This is a genomic window from Cellulomonas avistercoris (assembly GCF_014836445.1).
Classification (GTDB): domain Bacteria; phylum Actinomycetota; class Actinomycetes; order Actinomycetales; family Cellulomonadaceae; genus Cellulomonas; species Cellulomonas avistercoris.
Map to the genome: position 1 here is coordinate 189,685 of NZ_JACSQV010000006.1, position 24,060 is coordinate 213,744.

At 73.1% G+C, this 24,060-nt stretch carries 18 protein-coding genes and 1 riboswitch; of the genes, 11 read left to right on the forward strand and 7 right to left on the reverse strand.

Going from position 1 to position 24,060, the window contains the following annotated elements:
• Window positions 1–43: 43 nt before the first annotated feature.
• Complete coding sequence (locus H9657_RS09055) at window positions 44–1,261, forward strand: NADP-dependent isocitrate dehydrogenase (RefSeq protein WP_191782550.1); 1,218 nt, start codon at window positions 44–46, stop codon at window positions 1,259–1,261.
• A 68-nt stretch (window positions 1,262–1,329) separates the two neighbouring features.
• On the opposite strand, the gene H9657_RS09060 is transcribed toward H9657_RS09055, so the two are convergent.
• Both H9657_RS09060 and H9657_RS09065 read right to left on the reverse strand, forming a co-directional pair.
• Window positions 1,330–2,709 carry a hypothetical protein gene (locus H9657_RS09060; protein WP_191782552.1) on the reverse strand — a complete coding sequence of 460 codons (1,380 nt, stop codon included), beginning with the start codon at window positions 2,707–2,709 and terminating at the stop codon, window positions 1,330–1,332.
• Entirely contained in the window at window positions 2,699–3,265 is a 567-nt protein-coding gene (locus H9657_RS09065; RefSeq protein ID WP_191782554.1) for an RNA polymerase sigma factor, read from the reverse strand. The genes H9657_RS09060 and H9657_RS09065 overlap by 11 nt, the downstream gene beginning before the upstream one ends.
• Before the next feature lie 237 nt (window positions 3,266–3,502).
• On the opposite strand from H9657_RS09065, the gene H9657_RS09070 reads away from it, so the two are divergent.
• A complete protein-coding gene (locus H9657_RS09070; RefSeq protein ID WP_191782556.1) occupies window positions 3,503–4,495 on the forward strand; it encodes a malate dehydrogenase in 993 nt (330 codons plus the stop codon).
• Window positions 4,496–4,516: 21 nt separating this feature from the next.
• On the opposite strand, the gene H9657_RS09075 is transcribed toward H9657_RS09070, so the two are convergent.
• The gene (locus tag H9657_RS09075; RefSeq protein WP_191782558.1) at window positions 4,517–4,861 is read right to left on the reverse strand and encodes an iron chaperone; all 345 of its coding nucleotides are present in this window, start codon (window positions 4,859–4,861) and stop codon (window positions 4,517–4,519) included.
• 163 nt (window positions 4,862–5,024) lie between these two features.
• On the opposite strand from H9657_RS09075, the gene pulA reads away from it, so the two are divergent.
• The 6 genes from pulA to H9657_RS09105 all read left to right on the forward strand — a co-directional run bounded on the left by pulA (window position 5,025) and on the right by H9657_RS09105 (window position 17,330).
• The gene (pulA, locus tag H9657_RS09080; protein ID WP_191782559.1) at window positions 5,025–10,922 is read left to right on the forward strand and encodes a pullulanase-type alpha-1,6-glucosidase; all 5,898 of its coding nucleotides are present in this window, start codon (window positions 5,025–5,027) and stop codon (window positions 10,920–10,922) included.
• A 288-nt stretch (window positions 10,923–11,210) separates the two neighbouring features.
• Window positions 11,211–12,341 carry a multiple monosaccharide ABC transporter substrate-binding protein gene (gene chvE / locus H9657_RS09085; protein WP_191782561.1) on the forward strand — a complete coding sequence of 377 codons (1,131 nt, stop codon included), beginning with the start codon at window positions 11,211–11,213 and terminating at the stop codon, window positions 12,339–12,341.
• An 84-nt stretch (window positions 12,342–12,425) separates the two neighbouring features.
• Complete coding sequence (gene mmsA, locus H9657_RS09090) at window positions 12,426–13,973, forward strand: multiple monosaccharide ABC transporter ATP-binding protein (protein ID WP_191782563.1); 1,548 nt, start codon at window positions 12,426–12,428, stop codon at window positions 13,971–13,973.
• Window positions 13,970–15,205 carry a multiple monosaccharide ABC transporter permease gene (gene mmsB, locus H9657_RS09095; protein WP_191782565.1) on the forward strand — a complete coding sequence of 412 codons (1,236 nt, stop codon included), beginning with the start codon at window positions 13,970–13,972 and terminating at the stop codon, window positions 15,203–15,205. The genes mmsA and mmsB overlap by 4 nt, the downstream gene beginning before the upstream one ends.
• Before the next feature lie 47 nt (window positions 15,206–15,252).
• Complete coding sequence (locus H9657_RS09100) at window positions 15,253–16,482, forward strand: ROK family transcriptional regulator (protein ID WP_191782567.1); 1,230 nt, start codon at window positions 15,253–15,255, stop codon at window positions 16,480–16,482.
• 65 nt (window positions 16,483–16,547) lie between these two features.
• Complete coding sequence (locus H9657_RS09105; protein ID WP_191782568.1) at window positions 16,548–17,330, forward strand: ATP-binding cassette domain-containing protein; 783 nt, start codon at window positions 16,548–16,550, stop codon at window positions 17,328–17,330.
• Window positions 17,331–17,480: 150 nt separating this feature from the next.
• Here the strand turns inward: H9657_RS09105 and H9657_RS09110 are convergent, their stop codons facing one another.
• From H9657_RS09110 to purU, 3 genes are all read right to left on the reverse strand, one after another.
• A complete protein-coding gene (locus tag H9657_RS09110; RefSeq protein WP_191782570.1) occupies window positions 17,481–17,942 on the reverse strand; it encodes an aromatic ring-opening dioxygenase LigA in 462 nt (153 codons plus the stop codon).
• Window positions 17,943–18,147: 205 nt separating this feature from the next.
• A complete protein-coding gene (locus H9657_RS09115; protein ID WP_191782572.1) occupies window positions 18,148–19,599 on the reverse strand; it encodes an extracellular catalytic domain type 1 short-chain-length polyhydroxyalkanoate depolymerase in 1,452 nt (483 codons plus the stop codon).
• A gap of 185 nt (window positions 19,600–19,784) precedes the next feature.
• Complete coding sequence (gene purU / locus H9657_RS09120; protein WP_191782574.1) at window positions 19,785–20,651, reverse strand: formyltetrahydrofolate deformylase; 867 nt, start codon at window positions 20,649–20,651, stop codon at window positions 19,785–19,787.
• A 48-nt stretch (window positions 20,652–20,699) separates the two neighbouring features.
• Here purU and H9657_RS09125 point away from each other — a divergent pair, with 48 nt between their 5' ends.
• Both H9657_RS09125 and H9657_RS09130 read left to right on the forward strand, forming a co-directional pair.
• Window positions 20,700–21,191, forward strand: a complete 492-nt coding sequence (locus H9657_RS09125; protein WP_191782576.1) for a GNAT family N-acetyltransferase — start codon at window positions 20,700–20,702, stop codon at window positions 21,189–21,191.
• A 638-nt stretch (window positions 21,192–21,829) separates the two neighbouring features.
• Window positions 21,830–22,288, forward strand: coding sequence for a hypothetical protein (locus H9657_RS09130; protein WP_191782578.1), 459 nt, complete (start codon window positions 21,830–21,832; stop codon window positions 22,286–22,288).
• Here the strand turns inward: H9657_RS09130 and H9657_RS09135 are convergent.
• Window positions 22,204–23,235: a DMT family transporter gene (locus tag H9657_RS09135; protein ID WP_191782580.1), complete on the reverse strand. Its 1,032-nt coding sequence runs from the start codon at window positions 23,233–23,235 to the stop codon at window positions 22,204–22,206. The two genes, H9657_RS09130 and H9657_RS09135, sit on opposite strands and share 85 nt — an antisense overlap.
• 39 nt (window positions 23,236–23,274) lie before the next feature.
• Here H9657_RS09135 and H9657_RS09140 point away from each other — a divergent pair, with 39 nt between their 5' ends.
• Entirely contained in the window at window positions 23,275–23,808 is a 534-nt protein-coding gene (locus H9657_RS09140) for a MarR family winged helix-turn-helix transcriptional regulator (RefSeq protein ID WP_191782582.1), read from the forward strand.
• Window positions 23,809–23,905: 97 nt separating this feature from the next.
• Window positions 23,906–23,996: riboswitch (ZMP/ZTP riboswitch) on the forward strand.
• Window positions 23,997–24,060 lie beyond the last annotated feature (64 nt).

A 24,060-nucleotide genomic window follows, 5' to 3' on the forward strand; every position in this document is an offset into this window, starting at 1 on the left:
TAACCTGGCCGCCACACCCACGGCACAGGAGGCAGGCCCCCGCATGGCGAAGATCAAGGTCGTCGGCCCGGTCGTCGAGCTCGACGGCGACGAGATGACGCGCATCATCTGGCAGTTCATCAAGGACCGCCTGATCCACCCGTACCTCGACGTCGACCTGCGCTACTACGACCTGTCGATCCAGAACCGCGACGCGACCGACGACCAGGTCACGATCGACGCGGCGCACGCCATCAAGGAGCACGGCGTCGGCGTCAAGTGCGCGACGATCACGCCCGACGAGGCGCGCGTCGAGGAGTTCGGCCTGAAGAAGATGTGGGTCTCGCCCAACGGCACGATCCGCAACATCCTCGGCGGCGTCGTCTTCCGCGAGCCGATCATCATCTCCAACATCCCGCGGCTGGTCCCGGGCTGGAACAAGCCGATCATCATCGGCCGTCACGCCCACGGCGACCAGTACAAGTCGACGAACTTCAAGGTGCCCGGCGCCGGCAAGATCACGATGACGTTCGAGCCTGCCGACGGCTCGGAGCCCCAGCAGTTCGAGGTCGTGACGATGCCCGAGTCGGGCGGCGTCGCGATGGGCATGTACAACTTCAACGAGTCGATCCGCGACTTCGCGCGGGCCTCGTTCTCGTACGGCCTGCAGCGGGGCTACCCGGTGTACCTGTCGACCAAGAACACGATCCTCAAGGCGTACGACGGTGCCTTCAAGGACATCTTCGCCGAGGTGTTCGAGACGGAGTACAAGGACCAGTTCGAGGCCGCGGGCCTCACGTACGAGCACCGCCTGATCGACGACATGGTCGCCGCCGCGATGAAGTGGGAGGGCGGCTACGTCTGGGCGTGCAAGAACTACGACGGCGACGTCCAGTCCGACACCGTCGCGCAGGGGTTCGGCTCGCTGGGCCTGATGACGTCGGTCCTCATGACGCCCGACGGCAAGACGGTCGAGGCGGAGGCCGCGCACGGCACCGTCACGCGGCACTACCGCCAGCACCAGGCGGGCAAGCCGACGTCGACCAACCCGATCGCGTCGATCTTCGCGTGGACCGGTGGCCTCAAGCACCGCGGCAAGCTGGACGGCACGCCCGAGGTCACGCAGTTCGCCGAGACCCTCGAGGACGTGGTCGTCAAGACGGTCGAGAGCGGCAAGATGACGAAGGACCTCGCGTCGCTCGTCGGCCCCGACCAGGCGTGGCTGACGACCGAGGAGTTCCTCGCGGCCCTCGACGAGAACCTCGCCGCGCGCCTGGCCTGAGCCACGGCACGACGCACGCCACGACGGCGCCCTCCCGCACGGGAGGGCGCCGTCGTCGTGTCAGCGGGTCAGCTGCACTCGTAGACCGCGTGCATGGCGTCCACGCGCAGCCCGAGCAGCCACGACCGGCCGGGTCCCTCGAGCGCGAACAGCGCGTTGTCCGCCACGAGCTGCTCCACCGAGTCGATCGGGTAGGCCTCCGCCCCGGTGACCGTGCCGGTGGGCGTGTCACCGACCGTCCAGGAGCTGCTCTCCTGCCAGGCGAAGACGGCCGCGGCGACCTCGGTGCGGCCCGGTGCGGGGACGTGCACCGGACGCCCGTCGGCGGTGGACCCCGCGCGCACCCACGCCGAGCGGTCGACGCCGGTGGTCTGGACCGAGAACGTCGCGAAGTCGCAGACCAGGCCACCGGGCGCACCGGTCGCCGACCTCCACGCGTCGTCGGCGTCGCCGCGGGCCACACCGTCGTCCCAGGTGATCGCCGCGCTGTCGCCGCCCGGCACGTCGGCGGGCACGAGGTCGACGAGGGCGCCGTACGGCAGCCGCACCGCGAACCTGACGCTGCGCATCCCCGCCGGTGCGCCGTCGTGCGACGGGATCGTGCGCTCGACGACCTGCACGCCGCTGCCGAGGTCGGCGTGCACGCGCACCTCGTCCTGCAGCACCACGGCCTGCATGGCTCCCGTCAGCGCACCGACCGCACCGGAGGTCGCGGCCGTGCCGAGCGTGTACCCCCCGGGCAGCGGGAGCGCGCGTGGCAGCGTCAGCGAGTCGTAGAACGTGGTCGTGTCCTGCTCGGCGGCGCTGTTCACGTGCGGCTGGCCGCAGGCGTCGCCCGTGCGCGCGCTCGGGCACACGACGCGGCGCAGGACGCCCGCCTCGAGCTCGTAGAGCTCGACCGGCAGCCCGTACGAGCGCATCTCGTACGGGGTGAGCGACGCGGACTCAGGGGTCGCCGCGTAGATGTCCGCGGCGCCCCGGTGCCCCACCAGGTACCAGTCGTAGGTGACCTCCACGAGGGTGAAGACCGGGCCCGGCGCGTCGACGCGCTGCGGCGCCGTCCACACCTCCCCGGTGCGCGGCGCGGCGAGCCGGGCCAGGACCGTCGCGTCGTCGATCTCGGCCTCCCGCACGACGGGACCGGTGGGGGCTGCGTCCGGGGTCGGCGTCGCGGTGGGTGCGGGGGTCGGCGTCGGGGTCGCCGAGACGCTCGGCGTGGGCGTCGGGGTGACGGCGGGCTCCGGCTCGCCCCGCCCGCCCAGCAGGACGGCGGTCGCCAGGGCGCCGACGAGCGCGAGCGCCCCGACCGAGTCCCGTGCGTGCCGGCCCAGCCGGCGGCGGCGCACCGCGGCACGGACGTGCCCGAGGGCGTCGGTCGGCGCGGGGGGTAGCGCGGCCTCCAGGTCGTGCGCCGCTCGGGCCATGAGGTTCTCCAGGTCACCGGCCACGGTGGACCTCCTTCCCGGCCGTCGGCTCGACGGTCGTCGTCTCGTGCTCGTGCTCGTGCGTCCGTGCGGTCGTGCCCAGCGTCGCGGCGAGCCGCGCGAGGGCGTCGGAGGTGTACCGCTTGACCGCGCCCTCGGACAGGCCGAGCGCTGCGGCGGTGTCGGCCACCGAGAGGTCCTCCATCTGCCGAAGGACGACGCAGGCACGCTCGCGCGGGCTCAGGGAGGCCAGCGCGCGGACGACGTCGGCGCCGGGGAGCCGGTCCGGGTCGACCACGACCGCGTGCTCCCGGGCGCCCACGCGCTCGAGGGCGCGTCGTTCACGTCCGCGGCGTCGCGACGCGTCGACCGCCCGGGACGCGATGGCGCGTCGCACGTAGGCCTCGGCCTGGTCGACCGTCGAGAACCGCGCACGGCCCGCGAACGCGCTGACGAGCGCCTCCTGCACGAGGTCCGGTGCGTCGCCGTACGACCCGGACACGAACGTCGCGTGCGTCACGAGACGCCTCCATCGCTGCTCGGCCACTTCCGCCAGCAGCACCTCCCACGGTCTCGTCACGCAGTCCCTCCTCGATCGGTGCTCACGGCATGTCAACGCCCCTCGAGGTCGACGGGGTTGGGGTGAACCTCGAGGACGTCGCTGCGGTCGTCAGCACGGTACGGCGGGGGCCGGTGACGTGGCCGATGACGTGGTGCGGTGTCGTCCGCCGACGGCGCCACGGCTCCGGTAGGTTGCGACGCAGGCGTGGACGTCGAGACGTCGCGCCGCCCGCCGGCCGAACGAAGGAGCCCGTCCGTGTCCGTCTCCACGCCCGCTGTCGTCACCGTCACCGGCGCTGCCGGTCAGATCGGGTACGCCCTCGCGTTCCGCATCGCGTCCGGCCAGCTGCTCGGCCCCGACACCCCCGTCCGGCTGCGGATGCTGGAGATCCCGCCGGCCGTGAAGGCCGCGGAGGGTGTCGCGATGGAGCTCGACGACTGCGCGTTCCCGCTGCTGGACGGCATCGACATCACCGATGACGCGACCGCGGCCTTCGACGGCGTGAACGTCGCGCTGCTCGTCGGTGCCCGGCCGCGGACCAAGGGCATGGAGCGCGGCGACCTGCTGAGCGCCAACGGCGGCATCTTCGGCCCGCAGGGTGCGGCGATCAACGCGGGCGCGGCGGACGACGTGCGCGTGCTGGTGGTGGGCAACCCGGCCAACACCAACGCGTACATCGCGTCGGCGCACGCGCCCGACGTGCCGGCCGACCGGTTCACGGCGATGACGCGGCTCGACCACAACCGTGCGCTCGCACAGCTGCGGCACCGCACGGGCGCGGCGATCGACGAGATCGCGCGGGTCGCGATCTGGGGCAACCACTCCGCGACGCAGTACCCGGACCTGACCCACGCGACGATCGGCGGGCGCCCGGCGCTCGAGGTCGTCGGGGACGACGCGTGGGTGCGGGACACCTTCATCCCGACGGTCGCCAAGCGCGGTGCGGCGATCATCGAGGCGCGCGGCGCGTCGTCGGCGGCATCGGCGGCGAACGCGGCGATCGACCACGTGCACACGTGGGTGCACGGCACGCCCGCGGACGACTGGACGTCGGCGGGCGTCGTGTCCGACGGCTCGTACGGCGTTCCCGAGGGGCTCATCTCGTCGTTCCCGGTCACGGCCGCCGGCGGCGTCTACACGATCGTGCCCGGCCTGGACGTCGACGACTTCTCGCGCGAGCGCATCGACGCGTCGGTCGCGGAGCTGGTCGAGGAGCGCGAGGCCGTCCGGGCGCTCGGACTGGTCTGACGACCCGCGCGTACGGGCCGCTCAGGCCCCGATCTGGTCCCGGCGTGCGGCGACGAGCGCGCGCACGGCGTCGTCCGGGAGCGGGTGCGCGGGGTCGAACCGGATCGTGCCCTTGGCGAGGTCGACGCCCGGCAGCAGCGGGCGCACGGCGTCGACCGCCTCGGGGCTGAAGGGGTAGACGCCGATGTGCTTGGCCGCGCGCATGACCGAGAGCAGCGGCTTGCCGCGGTGGACGAGGGCCGGCATGCCGTAGCCCGTGCCCTGCTCGGCGTCCGGCACGACCTCGCGCGCCAGGTCGTACACGTGCGCCATCACGGCGGCGTCGGCCGGGTCGAGCCCGGCGAGGTAGTCGTCGACGGTTCCCATCCGCCCATGCTGGCACCGGGCGGACCCGGCGGTCCTGGGACCTGCCGGGATGGTCCGGAACGCACGTCATGACCGAAACCCTTGCTGCAAGTTCTTGCAACGGGTTACGGTCGCGGGGACAGCCACCGACGGCACGACGACGTGCCGCGACGAAGGAGTCCCGATGGTCGGCGCCGCCTCGCCACGTCCCCCCGCTCCCCGGACCGCACGGCGTGCGCTCGCGGGCCTGGCCGCCGCAGCGGTCGCCGCGACCGGCGCCGTCGCCGCGCTGCCCGCGACGCCCGCCGCGGCCGCCGCGGGTGCCGTCACGCTCGTGGGCAGCCTGCAGGACGAGCTCGGGTGCCCCGCCGACTGGGACCCGACGTGCGGGGCGACCGCGCTCGCCCCGACCGGCGTCCCGGGCCGGTTCTCCGCGACGTTCGAGGTGCCCGGCGGCGCGCACGAGTGGAAGGTCGCGCTCGACGGCACGTGGGACGGGTCCGCCGGCGCCGACGGCGGCGAGGCCAACACCCCCCTCGTGCTCGCCGGCCCGGCCGACCTCACGTTCACCTACGACGACGCGACCCGGCGCACCTCCGTCGTCGTCGAGGACCTCGCCGGCGGGTACACCGATGCCGACGGCGGCATCGTCACCGAGCCCGCCCGTGACCCGGGCGCGGGCGAGCAGATGTACTTCGTGCTCACCGACCGGTTCGCCGACGGCGACCCCTCCAACGACACGGGCGGGCTCGAGGGCGACCGCCTGGTCACGGGCCTCGACCCGACCGACAAGGGCTTCTACCACGGTGGCGACCTCGCGGGCCTGCGGGACCGGCTCGACTACATCGAGGGCCTGGGCACCACGGCGATCTGGCTCACGCCGTCGTTCCTCAACCGCGCCGTCCAGGGCACCGGGACCGACGCCTCGGCGGGGTACCACGGGTACTGGATCACCGACTTCACGCGCATCGACCCGCACCTGGGCACCAACGCCGAGCTCGAGGCCCTGATCGCCGACGCGCACGCGCGCGGCATCAAGGTGTACTTCGACATCATCACCAACCACACGGCGGACGTCATCGACTACGCCGAGGGCGAGCACGCCTACGTCGACCAGGCGACCCGGCCGTACCGCGACGCCGCCGGCGAGCCGTTCGACCCGGCCGACGTCGCCGGCAGCGCCGACTTCCCGGACCTCGACGCCGCGACGTCGTTCCCGTACACGCCCGTGGTCGACCCGGCGGACGCCGACGTCAAGGTCCCGGCCTGGCTCAACGACCCGACGCTCTACCACAACCGCGGCGACTCGACGTGGACGGGGGAGTCGGTCACCTACGGCGACTTCACCGGTCTCGACGACCTCATGACCGAGCACCCCGACGTCGTGCAGGGCTTCGTCGACGTCTACGAGGCGTGGGTCGACCTGGGCGTCGACGGCTTCCGGATCGACACCGTCAAGCACGTGAACCGTGAGTTCTGGGACGTCTTCACCAGCGCGATCGCGCAGCACGCGGCCTCGGTCGGCAACCCCGACTTCTTCATGTTCGGCGAGGTGTACGACGCCGACGCCGCGCTGACCGCGCCCTACGTGCGCGAGACCGACATGAACGCCGTGCTCGACTTCTCGTTCCAGGCCGCCGCGGCGAGCTACGCCAAGGGCCTGCCGGCGGCCGGCCTGCAGTCGCTGTTCGCGAGCGACGACCTGTACACGACGCCGACGAGCAGCGCGCAGGCGCTGCCGACGTTCCTCGGCAACCACGACATGGGCCGCATCGGCCACGCGGTCAAGGACGCCGGCGACGCGCAGGCGCGGTCGGGCCTCGCGCACGCGCTGATGTACCTCACGCGCGGTCAGCCGGTCGTGTACTACGGCGACGAGCAGGGCTTCGTCGGCGACGGCTCCCTCGGCGGCACCGACAAGGACGCCCGCCAGTCGCTGTTCGCGACGCAGGTCGAGGAGTACGCCGACCAGGCGCTGCTCGACGGCACCCCGGCGGGCTCGGTCGACCGGTACGACACCGACGCGCCCCTGTACGCGCACGTCGCCGCGCTCGGCGAGCTGCGCGCCACGACGCCCGCGCTGACCACCGGCGCGCAGGTCGAGCGCTACGCCGCCGGGCCCGTGTACGCGTTCTCGCGGGTCGGTGACGACGACGTCGAGCACCTCGTCGCGCTCAACAACGCCGCGGCCCCCGCGAGCGTCACCGTCGACTCGCTGACGCCCGGGGCCACGTTCACGCCGCTGCTCACGACGTCCGGCACGGACGTCGTGGCCGGCGCCACCGTGGTGGCCGGGGAGGACGGGACGGTCACGCTGACCGTGCCGGCGTTCGGGTCCCTGGTCCTGCGGGCCGACGCCTCCGTGGCGGCCGGGGACGACGCGATCACGCTCGAGGCGCCCGGCGCCGGCGCCGCGCTCGCGGGCCTGGCTCCCGTGGCCGCCGACGTCGACGACGCCGCCGCCACGACGTCCTTCGCGTACCGCGTCGTGGGCGACGACGCCTGGACGCCGCTCGGCACGGCCGAGACGACGGCACCGCGCGTCTTCCACGACGTGCGCGGGCTCACCGCGGGGACGCTCGTCGAGTACCGCGCCGTGCGCCAGGACGTGACGGGGCACCGCAGCGCCGCGTCGACGTACGCGAGCGTCGGGGTCGCCGTCGACGGCGTCGAGCCCCCGCCGGACCCGGGCGAGACCCTCGTCACGGTGCCCGGCAGCCACAACGCCGCCATGGGCTGCCCGGGGGACTGGCAGCCCGGCTGCGAGGCCGCGCGTCTCACGTCCACCAACGGTGTGGTGTTCCACGGGACGTTCACGATCCCGCCCGGGTCGTACGAGTACAAGGTCGCCGTCGGCGGCACGTGGGACGAGAACTACGGCGCGGGCGGCGCGCCCGGGGGCGCGAACGTCACGTACACGGTCGCCGGTGACGGCCCGCAGCAGGTGACGTTCGTCTACGACGCGACGACGCACCAGGTGACGTCGTCGGCGCAGGGCCCCCTGCTGACGCTGCCGGGCTCCTTCCAGAGCGAGGCAGGCTGCGCGGCGGACTGGGACCCGGCGTGCCTGGCCACCTCCCTGGTCGACGGCGACGGGGACGGCACCGCGACGCTCACGCTGCCCGACCTGGCGGCCGGCACGTACGAGCTCAAGGTCGCGCACGGGCTGTCGTGGGCCGAGAACTACGGTGCCGACGGGGTCCGGGACGGCGCGAACATCGCGTTCGTCGCGCCGGGCGGCGCACCCGTGTCGTTCGTCTACGACCTGACGACGCACGTCCTGACCGTGCAGGTCACCGACGCGCCGCTGCCCGGCACCGGGCAGCTCGCGGCGCACTGGGTCGACGCGCGGACGCTCGCCTGGCCGGCCTCGTTCGTCGCGAGCGGCAGCGACCCGGCGACGCTGCGGTTCTCGCTGCACGCGGCGACCGACGCGTCGCTCGAGGTCCTCGAGGGGCGCGTCACGGGTGGCGAGGAGCTCGCGCTCGCGGTCGTGCCGGGCGGTCTCGCCGCCGCGCAGCTCACGCGGTTCCCGGCGCTCGACGGGTACGTCGCGCTGCGCGTGGACGCCGACCGGCGCACGGTCGAGCGCCTGCTCACCGGGCAGCTCCTCGTGCGGCAGGCCGACGGCGACGACGTCGGCCAGGCGGTGACCGGCGTGCAGGTGCCGGGCGTCCTCGACGACCTCTACGCCGCCGGGGCGGCGAAGCGCGCGCTGGGCGCGACGTGGGCGAAGGGCAGGCCGTCCCTCGCGCTGTGGGCCCCCACGGCGCAGGACGTCGACCTGCTGGTGTGGCCCGCCGACCGGCGCGGCGCCGTGGATGCGTCCGCCGAGCCCGTGCGCACGGCGGCGCAGCGTCAGCCCGACGGCGCGTGGACGGTGTCCGGCCCACGGGGCTGGGACGGGGCCGCGTACCTGTGGGAGGTGACCGTCTACGCACCCACCACGGGGCGGGTCGAGGTCAACCGCGTCACCGACCCGTACGCCGTCGCGCTCACGCTGAACTCGACCCACGGCGTGCTGGTCGACCTCGACGACGTCCGGTACCGGCCCCGGCAGTGGGAGCGCACGGCCCAGCCCGTCGTCCGGCCGGTCGACCAGACGATCTACGAGCTGCACGTGCGGGACTTCTCGGTCTCCGACGCCACGGTGCCCGAGCGCCTGCGCGGCACGTACGGCGCGTTCGCGGTGCGCAGCAGCGACGGGCGCGACCACCTGCGCGCGCTCGCCGAGGCGGGCCTGACGACCGTGCACCTGCTCCCCACGTTCGACATCGCGTCGATCGAGGAGGACCGGTCCGCGCAGGCGACGCCCGCGTGCGACCTCGCCGCGCTGCCGCCCGACTCGCCGCAGCAGCAGGAGTGCGTGACGGCCGTGGCCGGGCAGGACGCGTTCAACTGGGGCTACGACCCGTGGCACTGGACCGCGCCCGAGGGCTCGTACGCGGTGGACGCCCACGGGGGCGCGCGGATCGCGGAGTTCCGCTCGATGGTCGGCGCGCTGCACGCCGACGGCCTGCAGGTCGTGCTCGACCAGGTGTTCAACCACACGGCGGCCGGCGGCCAGGACGCGAAGAGCGTGCTCGACCGCGTGGTGCCCGGGTACTACCACCGCCTGAACGCCACAGGTCAGGTCGAGACGTCGACGTGCTGCCAGAACGTCGCGACCGAGCACGCGATGGCCGAGCGGATGATGGTCGACTCGGTGGTCACGTGGGCGCGCGGCTACAAGGTCGACGGCTTCCGGTTCGACCTCATGGGCCACCACTCGCGGCAGACGATGGAGGCGGTGCGCGACGCCCTCGACCGTCTCACGCCGCGGCGCGACGGCGTCGACGGGCGCAAGGTGTACCTCTACGGCGAGGGCTGGAACTTCGGTGAGGTGGCCGACGACCGGCTCTTCGAGCAGGCCACGCAGGGTCAGCTGGGCGGCACGGGGATCGGGACGTTCTCCGACCGGCTGCGCGACGCCGTGCGCGGTGGCGGGCCCTTCGACGAGGACCCGCGGCTGCAGGGCTTCGGGTCCGGTGCGTTCACCGACCCGAACGGTGCGCCCGTCAACGGCACGCCGGACGAGCAGCTCGCGCGCCTGCGGCACCAGACGGACCTCGTGCGCCTGGGCATGGCCGGCAACCTGCGGGCCTACCGGCTGCCGACGAGCGACGGGACGGTCCGGCGCGGCGACGAGATCGACTACAACGGGCAGCCGGCGGGCTACGCCGACTCGCCGGAGGAGGTCGTCACGTACGTCGACGCGCACGACAACGAGACGCTGTTCGACAACCTGTACCTCAAGCTGCCGCCGGGCACGCCCATGGCCGACCGCGTGCGGATGAACACCGTGTCGCTCGCGACGACGACGCTCGCGCAGACGCCCTCGTTCTGGCACGCCGGTGCCGACCTGCTGCGCAGCAAGTCCCTCGACCGCAACTCCTACGACTCGGGGGACTGGTTCAACGTGCTCGACTGGTCGGGGCGGACCAACGGCTTCGCGCGCGGGCTGCCGCCCGCGGCCGACAACGCCGCGAAGTGGCCCTACCAGCAGCCGCTCCTGGCGGACCCCGCGCTCGTGCCGACGCCGCAGGACATCGCGACGGCGGGCACGGCGGCCGCCGAGCTCCTGGAGCTGCGGTCCTCGACGCGCCTCTTCCGGCTGGGGGACGCCCGGCTGATCGAGCAGAAGGTCACCTTCCCCGGTGCGGGTCCCGACGCCGCCCCCGGAGTCGTCGTGATGCACGTCGAGGACCGGGCGGGCTGGGACGCGTCCACGCGCCGCTGGCGCACCGACGTCGACCGCCGGCTCGACGGCCTGCTCGTGGTCGTCAACGCGTCCGACGAGCCCACGACGCAGCGCGTCCCCGGGCTCGCCGGACGGGCCTACGCGCTGTCCCCGGTGCAGGCCGGCGGCGCCGACCCGGTGGTGCGGACGACCGTGTACGACCGCTCGACCGGTGCGGTGACCGTGCCGGCCCGGACGGTGGCCGTCCTGCAGGAGCAGGCGTCGCGCGGCCACGGTGCCACCGGCGCGTGGCGGCACGTGTGCGGGCTGCTCGAACGCTGGTGGCCCGGCGTGTGCGGCTGACCAGTCGCCTCGGCCGGGCGCGCCGGTGCCTTCATCCGTCGAAGCCAGTGCAGGACCTTTGTCCGTCATCGTCCTGCCGACGTGCCGTCACCCGCCCGAGTGGCGCTCGGCGGCCCCGTGAGGGCGCCAGGACACGGAATGGTCACGGCACTTGCCCTCGCCATGCCTTCAGGTCTTGAATGCAACGCGAAGCCGTACCCGGCTCACCGGCACTGCCGCCGGCCCCGGGTGGTCGCGACGACGGACGTCCCGACCGATCGAGCGGCGAACTCAAGGGAGCGGACAACGATGTCACTGGCGTGGAAGAAGAGCGCGATCGCGATGGTCGCCGCAGGTGTGCTCGTGGGGTCCATGGCGGCCTGCAGCACCGAGCGTGAGGCCGAGCCCGAGAGCACGGGCGGCGCGGCGGCCGCCGAGGACACCGTGGTCGGCATCGCGATGCCGACCAAGAGCCTGGAGCGGTGGAACCGCGACGGGGCGCACCTCGAGGGTCTGCTGCAGGACGCCGGCTACGAGACGAGCCTGCAGTACGCCGACAACAAGGTCGACCAGCAGATCACCCAGCTCGAGAACATGATCAACCAGGGCGCCGACATCCTCGTCATCGCCCCGATCGACGACACGGCCCTGGCGCCGACCCTCCAGCAGGCGGCCGACGCGGACATCAAGGTCATCGCGTACGACCGTCTCCTGCTCGGCACCCCGAACGTCGACTACTACGCGACGTTCGACAACTACGGCGTCGGGACCATGCAGGGCGAGTTCATCGTCGAGGCGCTCGACCTCGAGAACGCCGCGGGTCCGTTCAACCTCGAGCCGTTCGCCGGTTCGCCCGACGACAACAACGCGAAGTTCTTCTTCGCCGGTGCGTGGGACGTCCTGTCCCCGTACGTCGAGAGCGGCAAGCTCGTCGTCCCGTCGGGCAAGGCGCCGGCGTCCAACGACGACTGGCAGTCCATCGGGGTCCAGGGCTGGAGCTCGGACACGGCCCAGTCCGAGATGGAGAACCGCCTCAACTCGTTCTACGCCGGGGGTGCCAAGGTCGACGTCGTCCTGTCGCCCAACGACTCGCTGGCGCTGGGCATCGCCCAGGCCCTCGCGGGCAACGGCTACGCGCCGGGCGACGGCTACCCGGTCCTCACGGGCCAGGACGCCGACCAGGCGAACGTCCTCAACATGATCGCGGGCAAGCAGTCCATGTCCGTGTGGAAGGACACCCGCGCGCTGGGTGACCAGGTCGCCAAGATGATCGACCAGATCGTCGCGGGCGAGGACGTCGAGGTCAACGACGAGGAGACCTACGACAACGGTGAGAAGACCGTCCCGACCTACCTGCTGCAGCCGCAGGTGATCACGCCGGACACGGTCGAGGTGCTCGTCGACTCGGAGTTCTACTCGGCCGACGACCTCGGCCTCTGAGGACCCCCGCCGGCCGCGTGACCTCCGGGTCGCGCGGCCGGCACCCGGCCCCACCGGCCGGTCCGGACCATCCAGCGAGGACACATGGACACCGAGCACATCCTCGAGATGCGCGGCATCACCAAGACCTTCCCCGGCGTCAAGGCGCTCTCCGACGTCACCCTCGCGGTGCGACGCGGCGAGATCCACGCCATCTGCGGCGAGAACGGCGCCGGCAAGTCGACGCTGATGAAGGTCCTGTCGGGCATCTACCCGCACGGCACCTACGACGGCGAGATCGTCCTCGACGGCGAGGTGCAGGAGTTCCGCGGCATCCGCGACTCCGAGCGCCAGGGCGTCGTCATCATCCACCAGGAGCTCGCGCTCTCGCCGTACCTGTCGATCGCCGAGAACATCTTCCTCGGCAACGAGCGCGCGGCCCGCGGCGTGGTCGACTGGAACCGCACCAACTCCGAGGCCGCCCGCCTGCTCGACCGCGTGGGCCTCGCCGAGCGCCCCGACACGCGCGTCAGCGACATCGGCGTCGGCAAGCAGCAGCTCGTCGAGATCGCCAAGGCGCTGTCCAAGGAGGTCCGGCTCCTCATCCTCGACGAGCCGACGGCCGCCCTCAACGACGAGGACAGCGCCCACCTGCTGGGGCTCATCGAGGGTCTGCGCGCCGAGGGCATCACCTCGATCATCATCAGCCACAAGCTGAACGAGATCGAGTCGATCGCGGACACCACGACGATCATCCGCGACGGCGAGACCATCGAGTCCCTCGACATGCGCGGCGACGTGCGCGTCACCGAGGAGCGCATCATCCGCGGCATGGTCGGGCGCCCGCTCGACCACCGGTTCCCCGAGCACACCCCCGACATCGGCGAGGAGGTGCTGCGCATCGAGGACTGGACGGTGCACCACCCCGTCGACCAGGCGCGCAAGGTCGTCGACGGCGCGAGCCTGACGGTCCGGCGCGGCGAGATCGTCGGGCTGGCCGGGCTCATGGGCGCCGGCCGCACCGAGCTGGCGATGAGCGTCTTCGGGCGCTCGTACGGCACCCGCATCTCCGGACGTCTCTTCCGGGACGGCGTCGAGGTGACGGCCGCCACCGTGCAGGACGCGATCCGGCACGGCATCGCCTACGCGACCGAGGACCGTAAGCGGTTCGGTCTCAACCTCATCGACACGGTGCAGCACAACATCTCCGCCGCGTCGCTCGACAAGCTCTCGCGCGCGGGGGTCGTCGACCGCGAGCAGGAGTCCGGGATCGCGGAGCAGTTCCGCAAGGACCTGAACATCCGCACGCCCACGATCACGGCGCTCGTCGGCAAGCTGTCCGGCGGCAACCAGCAGAAGGTCGTGCTGGCCAAGTGGCTCTACGCCGACCCGGACGTGCTGATCCTCGACGAGCCGACGCGCGGCATCGACGTCGGCGCGAAGTACGAGATCTACACGATCATCAACAAGCTCGCCGACGCGGGGAAGGGCGTGCTCGTCATCTCCTCCGAGCTGCCCGAGCTCCTCGGGGTCTGCGACCGCATCTACGCGCTCAGCCAGGGCCGCGTCACCGGCGAGGTGGCCCGGGCCGACGCGACCCAGGAGCACCTCATGCACTTCATGACGATGGACAAGGACGGGATCGCCCGATGAGCACCACGACCGACGTCAACCTCCCTGCCCCGAACCCGCCCGGCGCGCCGCGCGTGTCGCTCGGGCAGCGCCTGCAGGGGCTGGGCGGCAACGCGCGCCAGTACGGCATCTTCGGCGCCCTCGTCGTCATCGTGCTGCTGTTCCAGGTGCTCACCGACGGCAAGCTCCTGCTGCCCAACAACGTCGCCGCCCTGTTCCAGCAGAATGCGTACGTCATGATCCTGGCGATCGGCATGGTCATGGTCATCGTGGCCGGCCACATCGACCTGTCGGTCGGCTCGGTCGTCGCGTTCGTCGGCGGCGTGGTGGCCATGACGATGCGCGACTTCGACCTGCCGTGGGTCGTCGCCATCCTGATCGGCCTGGCCCTCGGGGCGCTCGTCGGTGCGTGGCAGGGCTTCTGGGTCGCCTACGTCGGGATACCCGCGTTCATCGTCACGCTCGCCGGCATGCTCGTGTTCCGCGGGCTCGCGCTCGTGGTCGTCGGCGAGACGATCGCGGGCCTGCCCGCGGCGTTCATCCGCATCTCCAAGGGCTCCCTGCCCAACTTCCTCGGCTTCCTCGACAACATGGACGTCGTCACGCTCCTCATCGGCGGGCTCGCGGTGGCCGCGATCGCTCTCACCCAGGTGCGGGCGCGCCGGGCGCTGCGCAAGCACGACCTGCACGTCGAGGCGGTCGGCCTGTTCTTCACGAAGATCGCGATGGTCGCGCTGGGCATCGGCGTGCTCACGGTCATCCTGTCGCTGTCCGCAGGCGGCACGCCGATCGTCCTCGTCATCGTCGGCGTCCTCGTCGTCGCGTACTCGTTCCTCATGGGGCGCACGGTCTTCGGCCGCCACATCTACGCCATCGGCGGCAACCGGGCCGCTGCCGCGCTCTCGGGCGTGAACACCCGCAAGGTCGACTTCTGGATCTTCGTCAACATCGGCCTGCTCGCGGGTGTCGCCGCCATCGTCACGACCGCGCGCGCCGGTGCCGCGATCGCCGCGGCCGGCAACAACTTCGAGCTCGACGCGATCGCCGCGTGCTTCATCGGCGGCGCCGCGGTCACCGGCGGCATCGGTCGGATCTCCGGCGCCATCGTCGGCGCGCTCATCATGGGCGTGCTCAACATGGGTCTGTCGATCCTGTCGGTCGACCCGTCGTGGCAGATGGCCATCAAGGGCATGGTCCTGCTGCTGGCGGTCGCGTTCGACCTGCTCAACAAGCGGCGCGCGGGCACGCAGTAGGGCCCCGGTAGCGCGGTGCGGCGCGTGCGCGCCGGTAGGTTGCCCCCGTGAGCAGGCGAGCGGCGGCAGCGGGCTCGCAGACGTCCCTGCGCGAGGCCAACAAGGCGCTGGTGGTGGGGACGGTCCAGCGGTACGGCGGTCTGACGCAGGTCGAGCTCGCCGCCGCGACCGGGCTGTCCCAGGCGACGGTGTCGACGATCGTCCGCGAGCTGCTCGCGGCCGGGCTCGTCGACACCGCCGTCACCACCCGCAGCGGTCGGCGTGCCCAGCTGGTCACGCTGGCACGGCGGGTCGGCCTGGCGGTGGGCGTGCAGGTCGGGCACCGTCACCTGCGCGTCGCGCTGGGCGACTTCGCCCACGAGGTCGTGGCCGAGCAGGTGCTGCCCCTGCCGTACGAGCACCCGTCGGACACGACGCTGGACCGGGCGGCGCTGCTGGTCCTCGACCTCCTCGAGCGCATCGGCTCGGACCTCGAGGAGGTCGTGGGCATCGGCGTGGGCGTCCCGGCGCCCGTCGACGCCGACACCGGCATGGTGTCGGTGCCCGGGCTGCTGCGCGGCTGGGAGGGTGAGCACCTGGGGCAGGTGCTCACCAAGCGCCTCGGCCGCCCGGTGCACGTCGACAACGACGCGAACCTCGGGGCGCTCGCCGAGTCCACGCTGGGTGCCGCGCGCGGGTACCGGGACGCCGTGTACGTGCGCGCGTCGTACGGCACGGGCGCGGGCATCGTCATCAACGGGCAGGTGCACCGCGGGTTCGCCGGGACGGCGGGCGAGATCGGGCACGTGCAGGTCGACCCGACGGGCCACATCTGCCGGTGCGGGTCGCGCGGGTGCCTCGACACGGTCGTCGGGGCGAGCGCGCTGGTGGAGCCGCTGCGCGCGACCCACGGCTCCCTCGCCCTGCGGGACGTGATCGCGCGCACGCGCGACGGGGACCCGGGGTTCGCGCGGGTCGTGGCCGACGCGGGCGCGGTGATCGGTGCGGTCGTGGCAGGGCTGGGCACGGCGGTCAACCCGCAGTGCGTGGTCGTGGGCGGCGAGCTGTCCGAGACGGGCGAGGTGCTGCTGGGCCCGCTGCGCGACGCGGTGCGCCGACGGGTGCTGCTCAACCGGATCGCACCGCTCGAGGTGGTCCCCGCGGCACTGGGTCAGCGCGCCGAGGTGATGGGCGCGCTCGTGCTCGCGCTGCGGTCGGCCGACGTCGCGGTGCGCGGGGAGGGTGGCGCGGAGCCCGACGACGACGACGGGCCGGCGGAGCAGGAGGAGGAGGGTTGACCGGGGGAGGACGGGGGGCTTCACTGCACGTGACACGTGCGCGACGGGAGCAGGTGGAACGAGGCATGACTGACGCGACACGGGTGCCGTTGCTGTCGATGCGGGGCATCAGCAAGCGGTTCGGCGCGGTCGAGGCGCTCGCGGGCGTCGACCTCGAGGTGCACCGGCACGAGGTGGTCGCCCTGGTGGGCGACAACGGCGCGGGCAAGTCGACGCTCGCGAAGATGGTCGCGGGCGTCCTGAGCCCGGACACGGGGCTCGTCGAGATCGACGGCGTCCCCGTGAGCATCCCCTCGCCCGCGGCTGCGCGCGCCTTGGGCGTCGCGACGGTCTTCCAGGACCTGGCGCTGTGCGACAACCTCGACGTGACGTCGAACCTGTTCCTCGGCCGCGAGCTGCGCGACGCGCACGGCATGCTCGACGACGAGCGCATGGAGGAGGAGGCGCGACAGATCCTGCGGGACCTGACGAGCAGGATCCCGTCGGTCCGGGTGCCGTTGTCGGCCCTGTCGAAGGGTCAGCGGCAGTCGGTCGCGATCGCGCGCACGCTCATCGGCGACCCCCGCATCGTGGTCCTCGACGAGCCGACGGCGTCGTTGTCGGTGGCGCAGACCGCCGAGATCCTCGTGCACATCGAGGGCCTGCGTGACCTGGGGCTCGCGGTGGTGCTCATCAGCCACAACATGATCGACGTGCGGGCGGTGGCGGACCGCATCGAGGTGCTGCGGCACGGCCGCAACAACGGGTCGTTCGACGCGCGGACGACCGCCTACGAGCAGATCATCGGGGCCATCACGGGCGCGGTCCGTGCCGACACCCCGCGGTCGTCGGCGCACGCCGTCTCCTGACGGCGGCTGTGCCGTCCGCGCCCTGACGGCGGCGCCGTCGGGCTCGGCGACGGCTGCGTGTCCGCCGGCTGACGGGTGCGCCGTCCCAGGCCCCCGGGGAGGGGGCGGGGGCCTGGGCGCGCTTCCACGTCGCGCGCGCGACGTGCGTCCTCAGCGGGCCGCGTTGCGCAGGCCGAGGCCCCCGAGGAGGAACCCGGTGCCGATGCCGATGAGCGTGAGCGCGACGCCGAACGCGATGACCGACGTGATGAGGGAGGCGCGCAGGAAGGTGCCGGTCGCGACCGCGGGACGCTGCGGGTCGTCGCGCTCCAGCTCGGCGTAGGTGCGGCCGCCGGTCATCTCGGCGAGGTCGGCGCGGATGGTCTCCGCCTGCGCCCAGGCGGCCCACGGCGTCACGACGGGCTGGCCCGCGAAGGCGGCGGCGTTCTCGGAGACCGTGATCTCCTCCTGCGCCAGACCCTGGGCGATGCCCGCCCAGGTGCCGACGCCCGCGAGGGCCATGAGCACGCCGAGCGCGGCCAGGAGCGTGCCGAGCAGGTGGGTGCGGCGCGGGCGAGGCGCTGCGGACGCGGTGCTGGCGCTTGCGGAGACGGGTGCGACATCGGCGGACATGGTTTCCCCTTCGATCGGACGGCACCGGAGCCTCGGCGACACCGGTGCCCTCACGCTGGTGGGTGAATTCTCAAGGAGATAGAAGACGAAACGATTTGTGTGATCTGGGCTCACAGTCGCCTCCCAGGTGCGACGGCGACGGCCAGTGCTGACCTGCCCGGGCACGGCGGTGGCTCCGGCGTGCAGGAGCCACCGCCGTGCGGGGTCAGCCGTTGCTGCAGGTGGCGCCGTTCAGCGTGAACGTCGACGGCGCCGTGTTGGTGCCGCTGTGCGAGCCGTTGAAGCCGATCTGCACCGACCCGCCGGCCGGGATGGTGCCGTTCCAGGGCGCGTTCGTGGCGGTCACCTGCGCGCCGGACTGCGCGACGGTGCTGCTCCACGCCTGGGTCACCTGCTGCCCGGACGGGAAGGCCCAGGTCAGGGTCCAGCCCGACGTCGCGGACGACGACGTGTTGGTGATCGTGACGTTCGCTGTGAAGCCGGTGTTCCACTGGTTGACCGCGTACGCGACCGAGCAGGCGCCCGGCGTGACGGACGTGGGCGTCGGGCTGGGCGTGGGGGTCGGTGTGGCGGTCGCGGTGGGGCTGGCGCTCGGTGTGGGGCTGACGCTGGGCGTGGGGCTGACGCTGGGTGTCGGTGTCGGTGTCGGTGTCGGTGTCGCGCTCGGCGTCGGCGTGGAGGTCGGGTTCGCCTGGTCCAGCCCGAAGAACGCGATCGCCGCCGCGGCGTCGACCGGCAGGTTGTGCGACACGCCCTGCAGGAGGTTGGCCTCCAGCGGCGCCTGCGTGCCCGTGCCGCCGTAGCGCGCGCGCGTGCGGTTGCCGATGGTCTCGGTCGAGGCCGGCGTCGCGCTGATCCCCATCACGTTCGTCCACTGCTTGACGGCCTCGGTGTGGTTCTGCGCGTTCAGCGTCTCGTCGTTGCTGCCGTGCCACAGCTGCACGCGCGGCCGCTTCCCGCTGTACCCGGGGTAGGTGGCGCGGGCCAGGTCGCCCCACTGCTGGGCGGTCAGGATGCGCCGACCCTGCGCGCAGTCGCTGTTCCACCCGGCCTGCGCCGTGGTGCCCGGCTTGGCACCGCCGGTCGAGAAGCACGTCGCGGGCACGCCCGCGAACGCGCTGCCGGCGGCGAAGACGTCCGGGTACTCGGCGAGCACGAGCTGTGTGGTCATGGCGCCCGACGACGTGCCGGTGATGAAGACGCGGGACGTGTCCGTGGTGTACCGCTGCTGCACGTGCCGGACCATCTGCACGATGCTCTGCGGGTCGGAGCCGCCGTCGCGCGTCATCGCGGCCGTCGAGGAGACGTCGAAGCAGCTGCCGGGTCGGTTCGTGCTCGGGTAGATCACGATGTACCCCAGCTGGGAGGCGAGCTCGTCGAACTGCTGACCGCTGAACATGGCCTGCGCGCTGCCGGTGCAGTAGTGCACGACCACCACGATCCCGGGGCTGGCCGCGAGCCGGTCGGGCACGAACTGGTACATCCGCAGGCCACCGGGGTTCGTGCCGAAGCCCGTCACCTCGACGAGCGACGCCGCCTGCGCGGGGGGAGCCGAGGCGAGCTGCGCGGCACCCGCCAGCGCGAGCGCCAGTGCGGTGCCCAGCAGCCCGGCCCGCACGGCCGTGCGCCGGCGTGCGCCGGAACGGAACAGTCTCATCACGTGCCCTCCTCGCCCTGCCGGACGCGGCGGTGCGCCGGCACTCGTCGACGCGGCGGGAACGTGCGCCGGGCCGTCCCGCCGAGCATGGCGTGCACGGTCCGGGACCGCACGGCACGAAACGCTTCGCAGGTGCCGACCCCCCACGTCGGTGCGGCGGAGGGCAACCCGCCGCACCGCGCGGGTCAGCGGAAGACGATGGTGCGGTTCCCGTCGAGCAGCACGCGGTGCTCGGCGTGCCAGCGCACGGCACGTGCCAGCGCCCGCCGCTCGACGTCCTGCCCCAGCGCGACGAGGTCCTCCACGGCGTGCGTGTGGTCCACGCGCTCGACGTCCTGCTCGATGATCGGGCCCTCGTCGAGGTCGCCCGTCACGTAGTGCGCCGTGGCGCCGATGAGCTTGACGCCGCGCTGGTGCGCCTGCGCGTAGGGGCGAGCGCCCTTGAAGGACGGCAGGAACGAGTGGTGGATGTTGATGACCTGGCCCTGCAGCCTGCGGCACAGGTCGTCGGACAGGATCTGCATGTACCGCGCGAGCACGACGAGCTCGACGTCGAGCTCCTCGACCAGAGCGAGCAGGCGCTCCTCGGCCGCCGCCTTGGTGGCCGCCGTCACGGGGACGTGGTGGAACGGGATGTCGTAGAAGTCGGCGATGGGCCGCAGCACGTCGTGGTTCGACACCACGGCCACCAGGTCCACGGGCAGGCTCTCCGAGCGCTGGCGGAACGCCAGGTCGTTGAGGCAGTGCCCGGTCGTGGACACCATGACGAGCGTGCGCACGGGCCGACCCGCCACGTCGAGCCGCCACGTCATGCCGAACCGGTCCGCGAGGGGCGCCAGCCCGGCGCGCAGCGCGTCGGTCCCGACGTCGGTCGTCACCTGCACCCGCATGAAGAAGAGTCCCGACAGCGGGTCGCCGAACTGCTGCGACTCCGTGATGTTGCCGCCGTGCTCGGCCAGCAGGCCCGCGACGGCCGCGACGATGCCGGGCTGGTCGGGGCAGGACAGGGTCAGGACGAGGTGCGTCGGGTCGACGGGCGAAGTGGGGGACACGAGGTCCGAGAGTAGTGCGCGGGCGCCGCGGGCTGACACCATGGCGCCATGACCGCCCTCGACATCCGCCCGGTCACCGTGGACGACGCGGGCGAGCTCCTCACGCTGCGCCGCGCCGCCTTCGTCACCGAGGCGCAGCAGTACGGCGACCCGAACATCCCGCCCCTCACGCAGACGCTCAAGGAGCTCAAGGCCGATCTGGTCGCCGACGGCGTCATCACGCTCGGCGCGTGGTGGGGCCACCGGCTCGTCGGCTCGATCCGTGTGCTCGTCGACGGTGGCAAGGCCACCCTCGGACGCTTCGCCGTCGCCCCGGACCTCCAGGGCAAGGGCATCGGCACCGAGCTGCTGTCGGCGATCCTCCCGACGCTGCCCGACGGCATCGAGGAGGTCTGGGTCTTCACGGGTCGCGACTCGCTGCAGAACATCGCGCTCTACAACAAGGCCGGCTACGAGCACCAGCACGACCAGACCGCCGGTGACCTCACGTACGCCTACCTGCGCAAGCTCCTCGGTGAGGGCGAGGCCGTCCAGGCCTGACGCCGCGACGACCACCTCGGCACGACCTGACGCCCCGCGACGCAACCTTCGCGGGGCGTCAGGCGTGTAGAGGGTGTGAGAACGACGACGTCGCCAGGCGCGACACAGGAGCAGCTCGTGCCCGTGGGTGAGGTCCCTGCCGTGCCCGTCGGCGAGGACCCCGCCGGGGCCCTGGCGACGGTCATGCCGCCGGGTCGTCGCGACGGTGTCGGGGTGGCTGGGTGTCTCGGCGGTCGCCGTGGTGCTGACCGCGGGATGGAGGGCCGGCGCCGTCCTGGGTGTCGGACCGGAGCCGCACGTCCCTCCCGCCGGCACCGTCGACGTGCCGCCCGTCGCGTCACCGGCCGTCACGGTCGCGCCGGTGCCGGAGGCGCGGCCGACCGTCCCCGCGGAGGCCGTCGTCGCCGACGACGGGACGGTGACGGGTGTGCCCGGCGACCCGTGGGACGGGCCGGAGCGGTACTGGTACGTGCGCACGGAGTCGTCGTCCCTCGCGAACCTCGACGGGGTGCTGACCTCGAACGGGCCGGAGCGCACGGAGCGCTGGCAGAGCCGGGAGCGCCCGGGGCTCCTGGTGTGGGACGGCGACCTCGACGGCGCGTCGGCGACCGGGCCCGGCGTGGTCCTCGGCAGGCTGGGTGGTCGCGGGGGTGCGGTACGAGATGCTCGCCGACCCGCGGGTGCTGCCGACGCAGGCCGACGAGCTCACCCGGGTGGTCCGCGCGAGCCTCCAGCCCGACCGCGGTCAGGGCTCGGACGACGACAGGGTGTTCGAGGCGGCGCGCACCGCGCTGAGCGAGGGCGGGCTGTGGGGGCAGGAGCACCGCGCGGCGTTCTGGGGCGTCGTCGCCGCGCTCCCCGGCGTCGAGGCGGCCGAGGGGCAGGACGGCGCCGGACGGACGGGCGAGGTGCTCCGGTACACCGACTCGGGCGGCGTGGTGCACCAGCTCGTCCGTGACCCGGCCACCGGGCTGCTGCTCGAGGAGAGCGGCGGTGACGGCTCCTGGACGCGCTACCTCGAGCAGCGGCCTGCGCCGGAGGTCCCGCTCGAGCCGACGATCGAGCTCGCCGGCTGCGCGACGTGGGCGACCTGCTGAGCGTCGAGCACGTCGTCGTCGCGCGTGCGGCGGTGGTCCCCGGTCGTCGAGCGTCCGGGGACCACCGTCCCACGGCCGGGCCGCGTACGGCGCAGCAGTGCGCGCGCGGCGGGCTGGCCGACCAGGACCCCCGCGAGGACCATGAGCACGCCCAGCGCCTGCAGCGGCGTGAGGTGCTCGCCGCCGAGGGCCAGGCCGAGCGCGACGCCCGTGACGGGGTTGAGCAGGCCGACGAGCCCGACCGCGCTCGCGGGCAGGTGGCGCAGGGCGGTGAACCAGGTGACGTAGGCGAGCGCTGTCGCGACGAGCGAGAGGAACGCCAGACCCAGCCACGCCCGCCCGTCGAGGGCGGGCGGTGCGCCCTCCGAGGCCAGTGCGACGGGGACGAGCAGCAGGCCGCCGGCGACGAGCTGCCAGGACGTCGTGGTCAGGACGTCGACGTCGTCCTTCCAGCGCGTCGCCAGGACGAACCCGAGCGAGGACATGAGCATCGCGGTCGTCCCCGCCAGGACGCCGAGGGGGTCGACCGTGACGCTGCCGGTCAGGAGCATCGCGACCACGCCGGCGAACCCGAGGCCGGCACCCGCGAGCGACGCGGCGCGCGGGCGCTGGCCCAGCAGCGGCCAGGCGACCAGGGCGAGCGCGAAGGGCGAGACCGCCATGACCGTCGACGCCACCGATGTGGGCAGGCGCTGCGCGGCGACGTACACGAGCACGAAGAACGCGCTCATGTTCAGCGCACCGAGCACGAGGGACCGCCACCACCAGGCGCCCCGGGGTGCGCGCCGCGCGATGGCGAGCAGCACGAGGCCGGCGGGCAGCGCGCGCAGCACCGAGCCCCAGAGCGGGTGCGTGGCGGGGAGCGTCTGTGCCGTGACGAAGTAGGCGGCGCCCCACGTGACGGGCGCGACGGCGGCGAGCAGCGACCAGCGCCAGGTGCTTTCCATGGAAGACAAAATACCTGACGAGGAAGATATATTCCCCGTGTGCCCACCCCGGACCCGCACCGACCGCCGCCTCCCGACCGGCTCGACCTCGTCGTCGACGCCTGGCGTCGTGAGCGTCCCGACCTCGACGTCCGCCCGCAGCAGGTCGTCGGGCGCCTGCACCGCGTCGCCAACCACCTCACCGACGAGCTCGTCGCGGTGTACGCCCGGCACGGCCTGACCGAGGGGGAGTTCGACGTCCTCGCGACGCTGCGCCGCGTCGGTCCGCCGTACGAGCGCTCGCCCGGGGACCTGGCGGAGCACACGCTGGTGACGAGTGGTGGGATGACGAAGCGGGTCGACCGGCTCGAGCGGGCCGGTCTCGTGACGCGCCGCGTCAGCGACACCGACGCCCGCGCGCGCGTCGTCGGCCTCACCGAGCGTGGACGCGAGGTCATCGACGCCGCGTTCACCGACCACATGGCCAACGAGCGGCGCCTGCTCGACGCGCTCACGCCCGCCGACGCCGACGCCCTCGAGCGGGTCCTGCGGACCTGGCTCGCGTCCTTCGAGACGCCGCCCGCGACCGCCTGACCCCGCTGCGTCCCGTCCTCCCGCGCCCCACGCGCCGCGCGGTCACCGGGCGCTGCCGCGGAAAGAGGGCGGGGGCAGGGGGGCGCGGTTGGTAAGGTGTGCGTGTCGCGACTGGCGCAGCAGGGTGGGTCACCACCGGGGAGCGACGCAGCAGCTGGACCAACGGGTCGGACGCCTGGGCCCTCGGTCACCCCACACCCGACGTGCGTGTGCGGTGCGCCGGACGCCGCCCGCACAGTTGACTGCGACAGG

Bases quoted from the DNA above. Each gene is read 5' to 3' on its own strand.
- pulA (WP_191782559.1), top strand. From the start codon at position 5,025: ATGGTCGGCGCCGCCTCGCCACGTCCCCCCGCTCCCCGGACCGCACGG.
- H9657_RS09115 (WP_191782572.1), bottom strand. From the start codon at position 19,599: ATGAGACTGTTCCGTTCCGGCGCACGCCGGCGCACGGCCGTGCGGGCC.
- H9657_RS09110 (WP_191782570.1), bottom strand. From the start codon at position 17,942: ATGTCCGCCGATGTCGCACCCGTCTCCGCAAGCGCCAGCACCGCGTCC.
- mmsB (WP_191782565.1), top strand. From the start codon at position 13,970: ATGAGCACCACGACCGACGTCAACCTCCCTGCCCCGAACCCGCCCGGC.
- H9657_RS09075 (WP_191782558.1), bottom strand. From the start codon at position 4,861: ATGGGAACCGTCGACGACTACCTCGCCGGGCTCGACCCGGCCGACGCC.
- H9657_RS09105 (WP_191782568.1), top strand. From the start codon at position 16,548: ATGACTGACGCGACACGGGTGCCGTTGCTGTCGATGCGGGGCATCAGC.
- H9657_RS09125 (WP_191782576.1), top strand. From the start codon at position 20,700: ATGACCGCCCTCGACATCCGCCCGGTCACCGTGGACGACGCGGGCGAG.
- mmsA (WP_191782563.1), top strand. From the start codon at position 12,426: ATGGACACCGAGCACATCCTCGAGATGCGCGGCATCACCAAGACCTTC.
- chvE (WP_191782561.1), top strand. From the start codon at position 11,211: ATGTCACTGGCGTGGAAGAAGAGCGCGATCGCGATGGTCGCCGCAGGT.
- H9657_RS09055 (WP_191782550.1), top strand. From the start codon at position 44: ATGGCGAAGATCAAGGTCGTCGGCCCGGTCGTCGAGCTCGACGGCGAC.
- H9657_RS09135 (WP_191782580.1), bottom strand. From the start codon at position 23,235: ATGGAAAGCACCTGGCGCTGGTCGCTGCTCGCCGCCGTCGCGCCCGTC.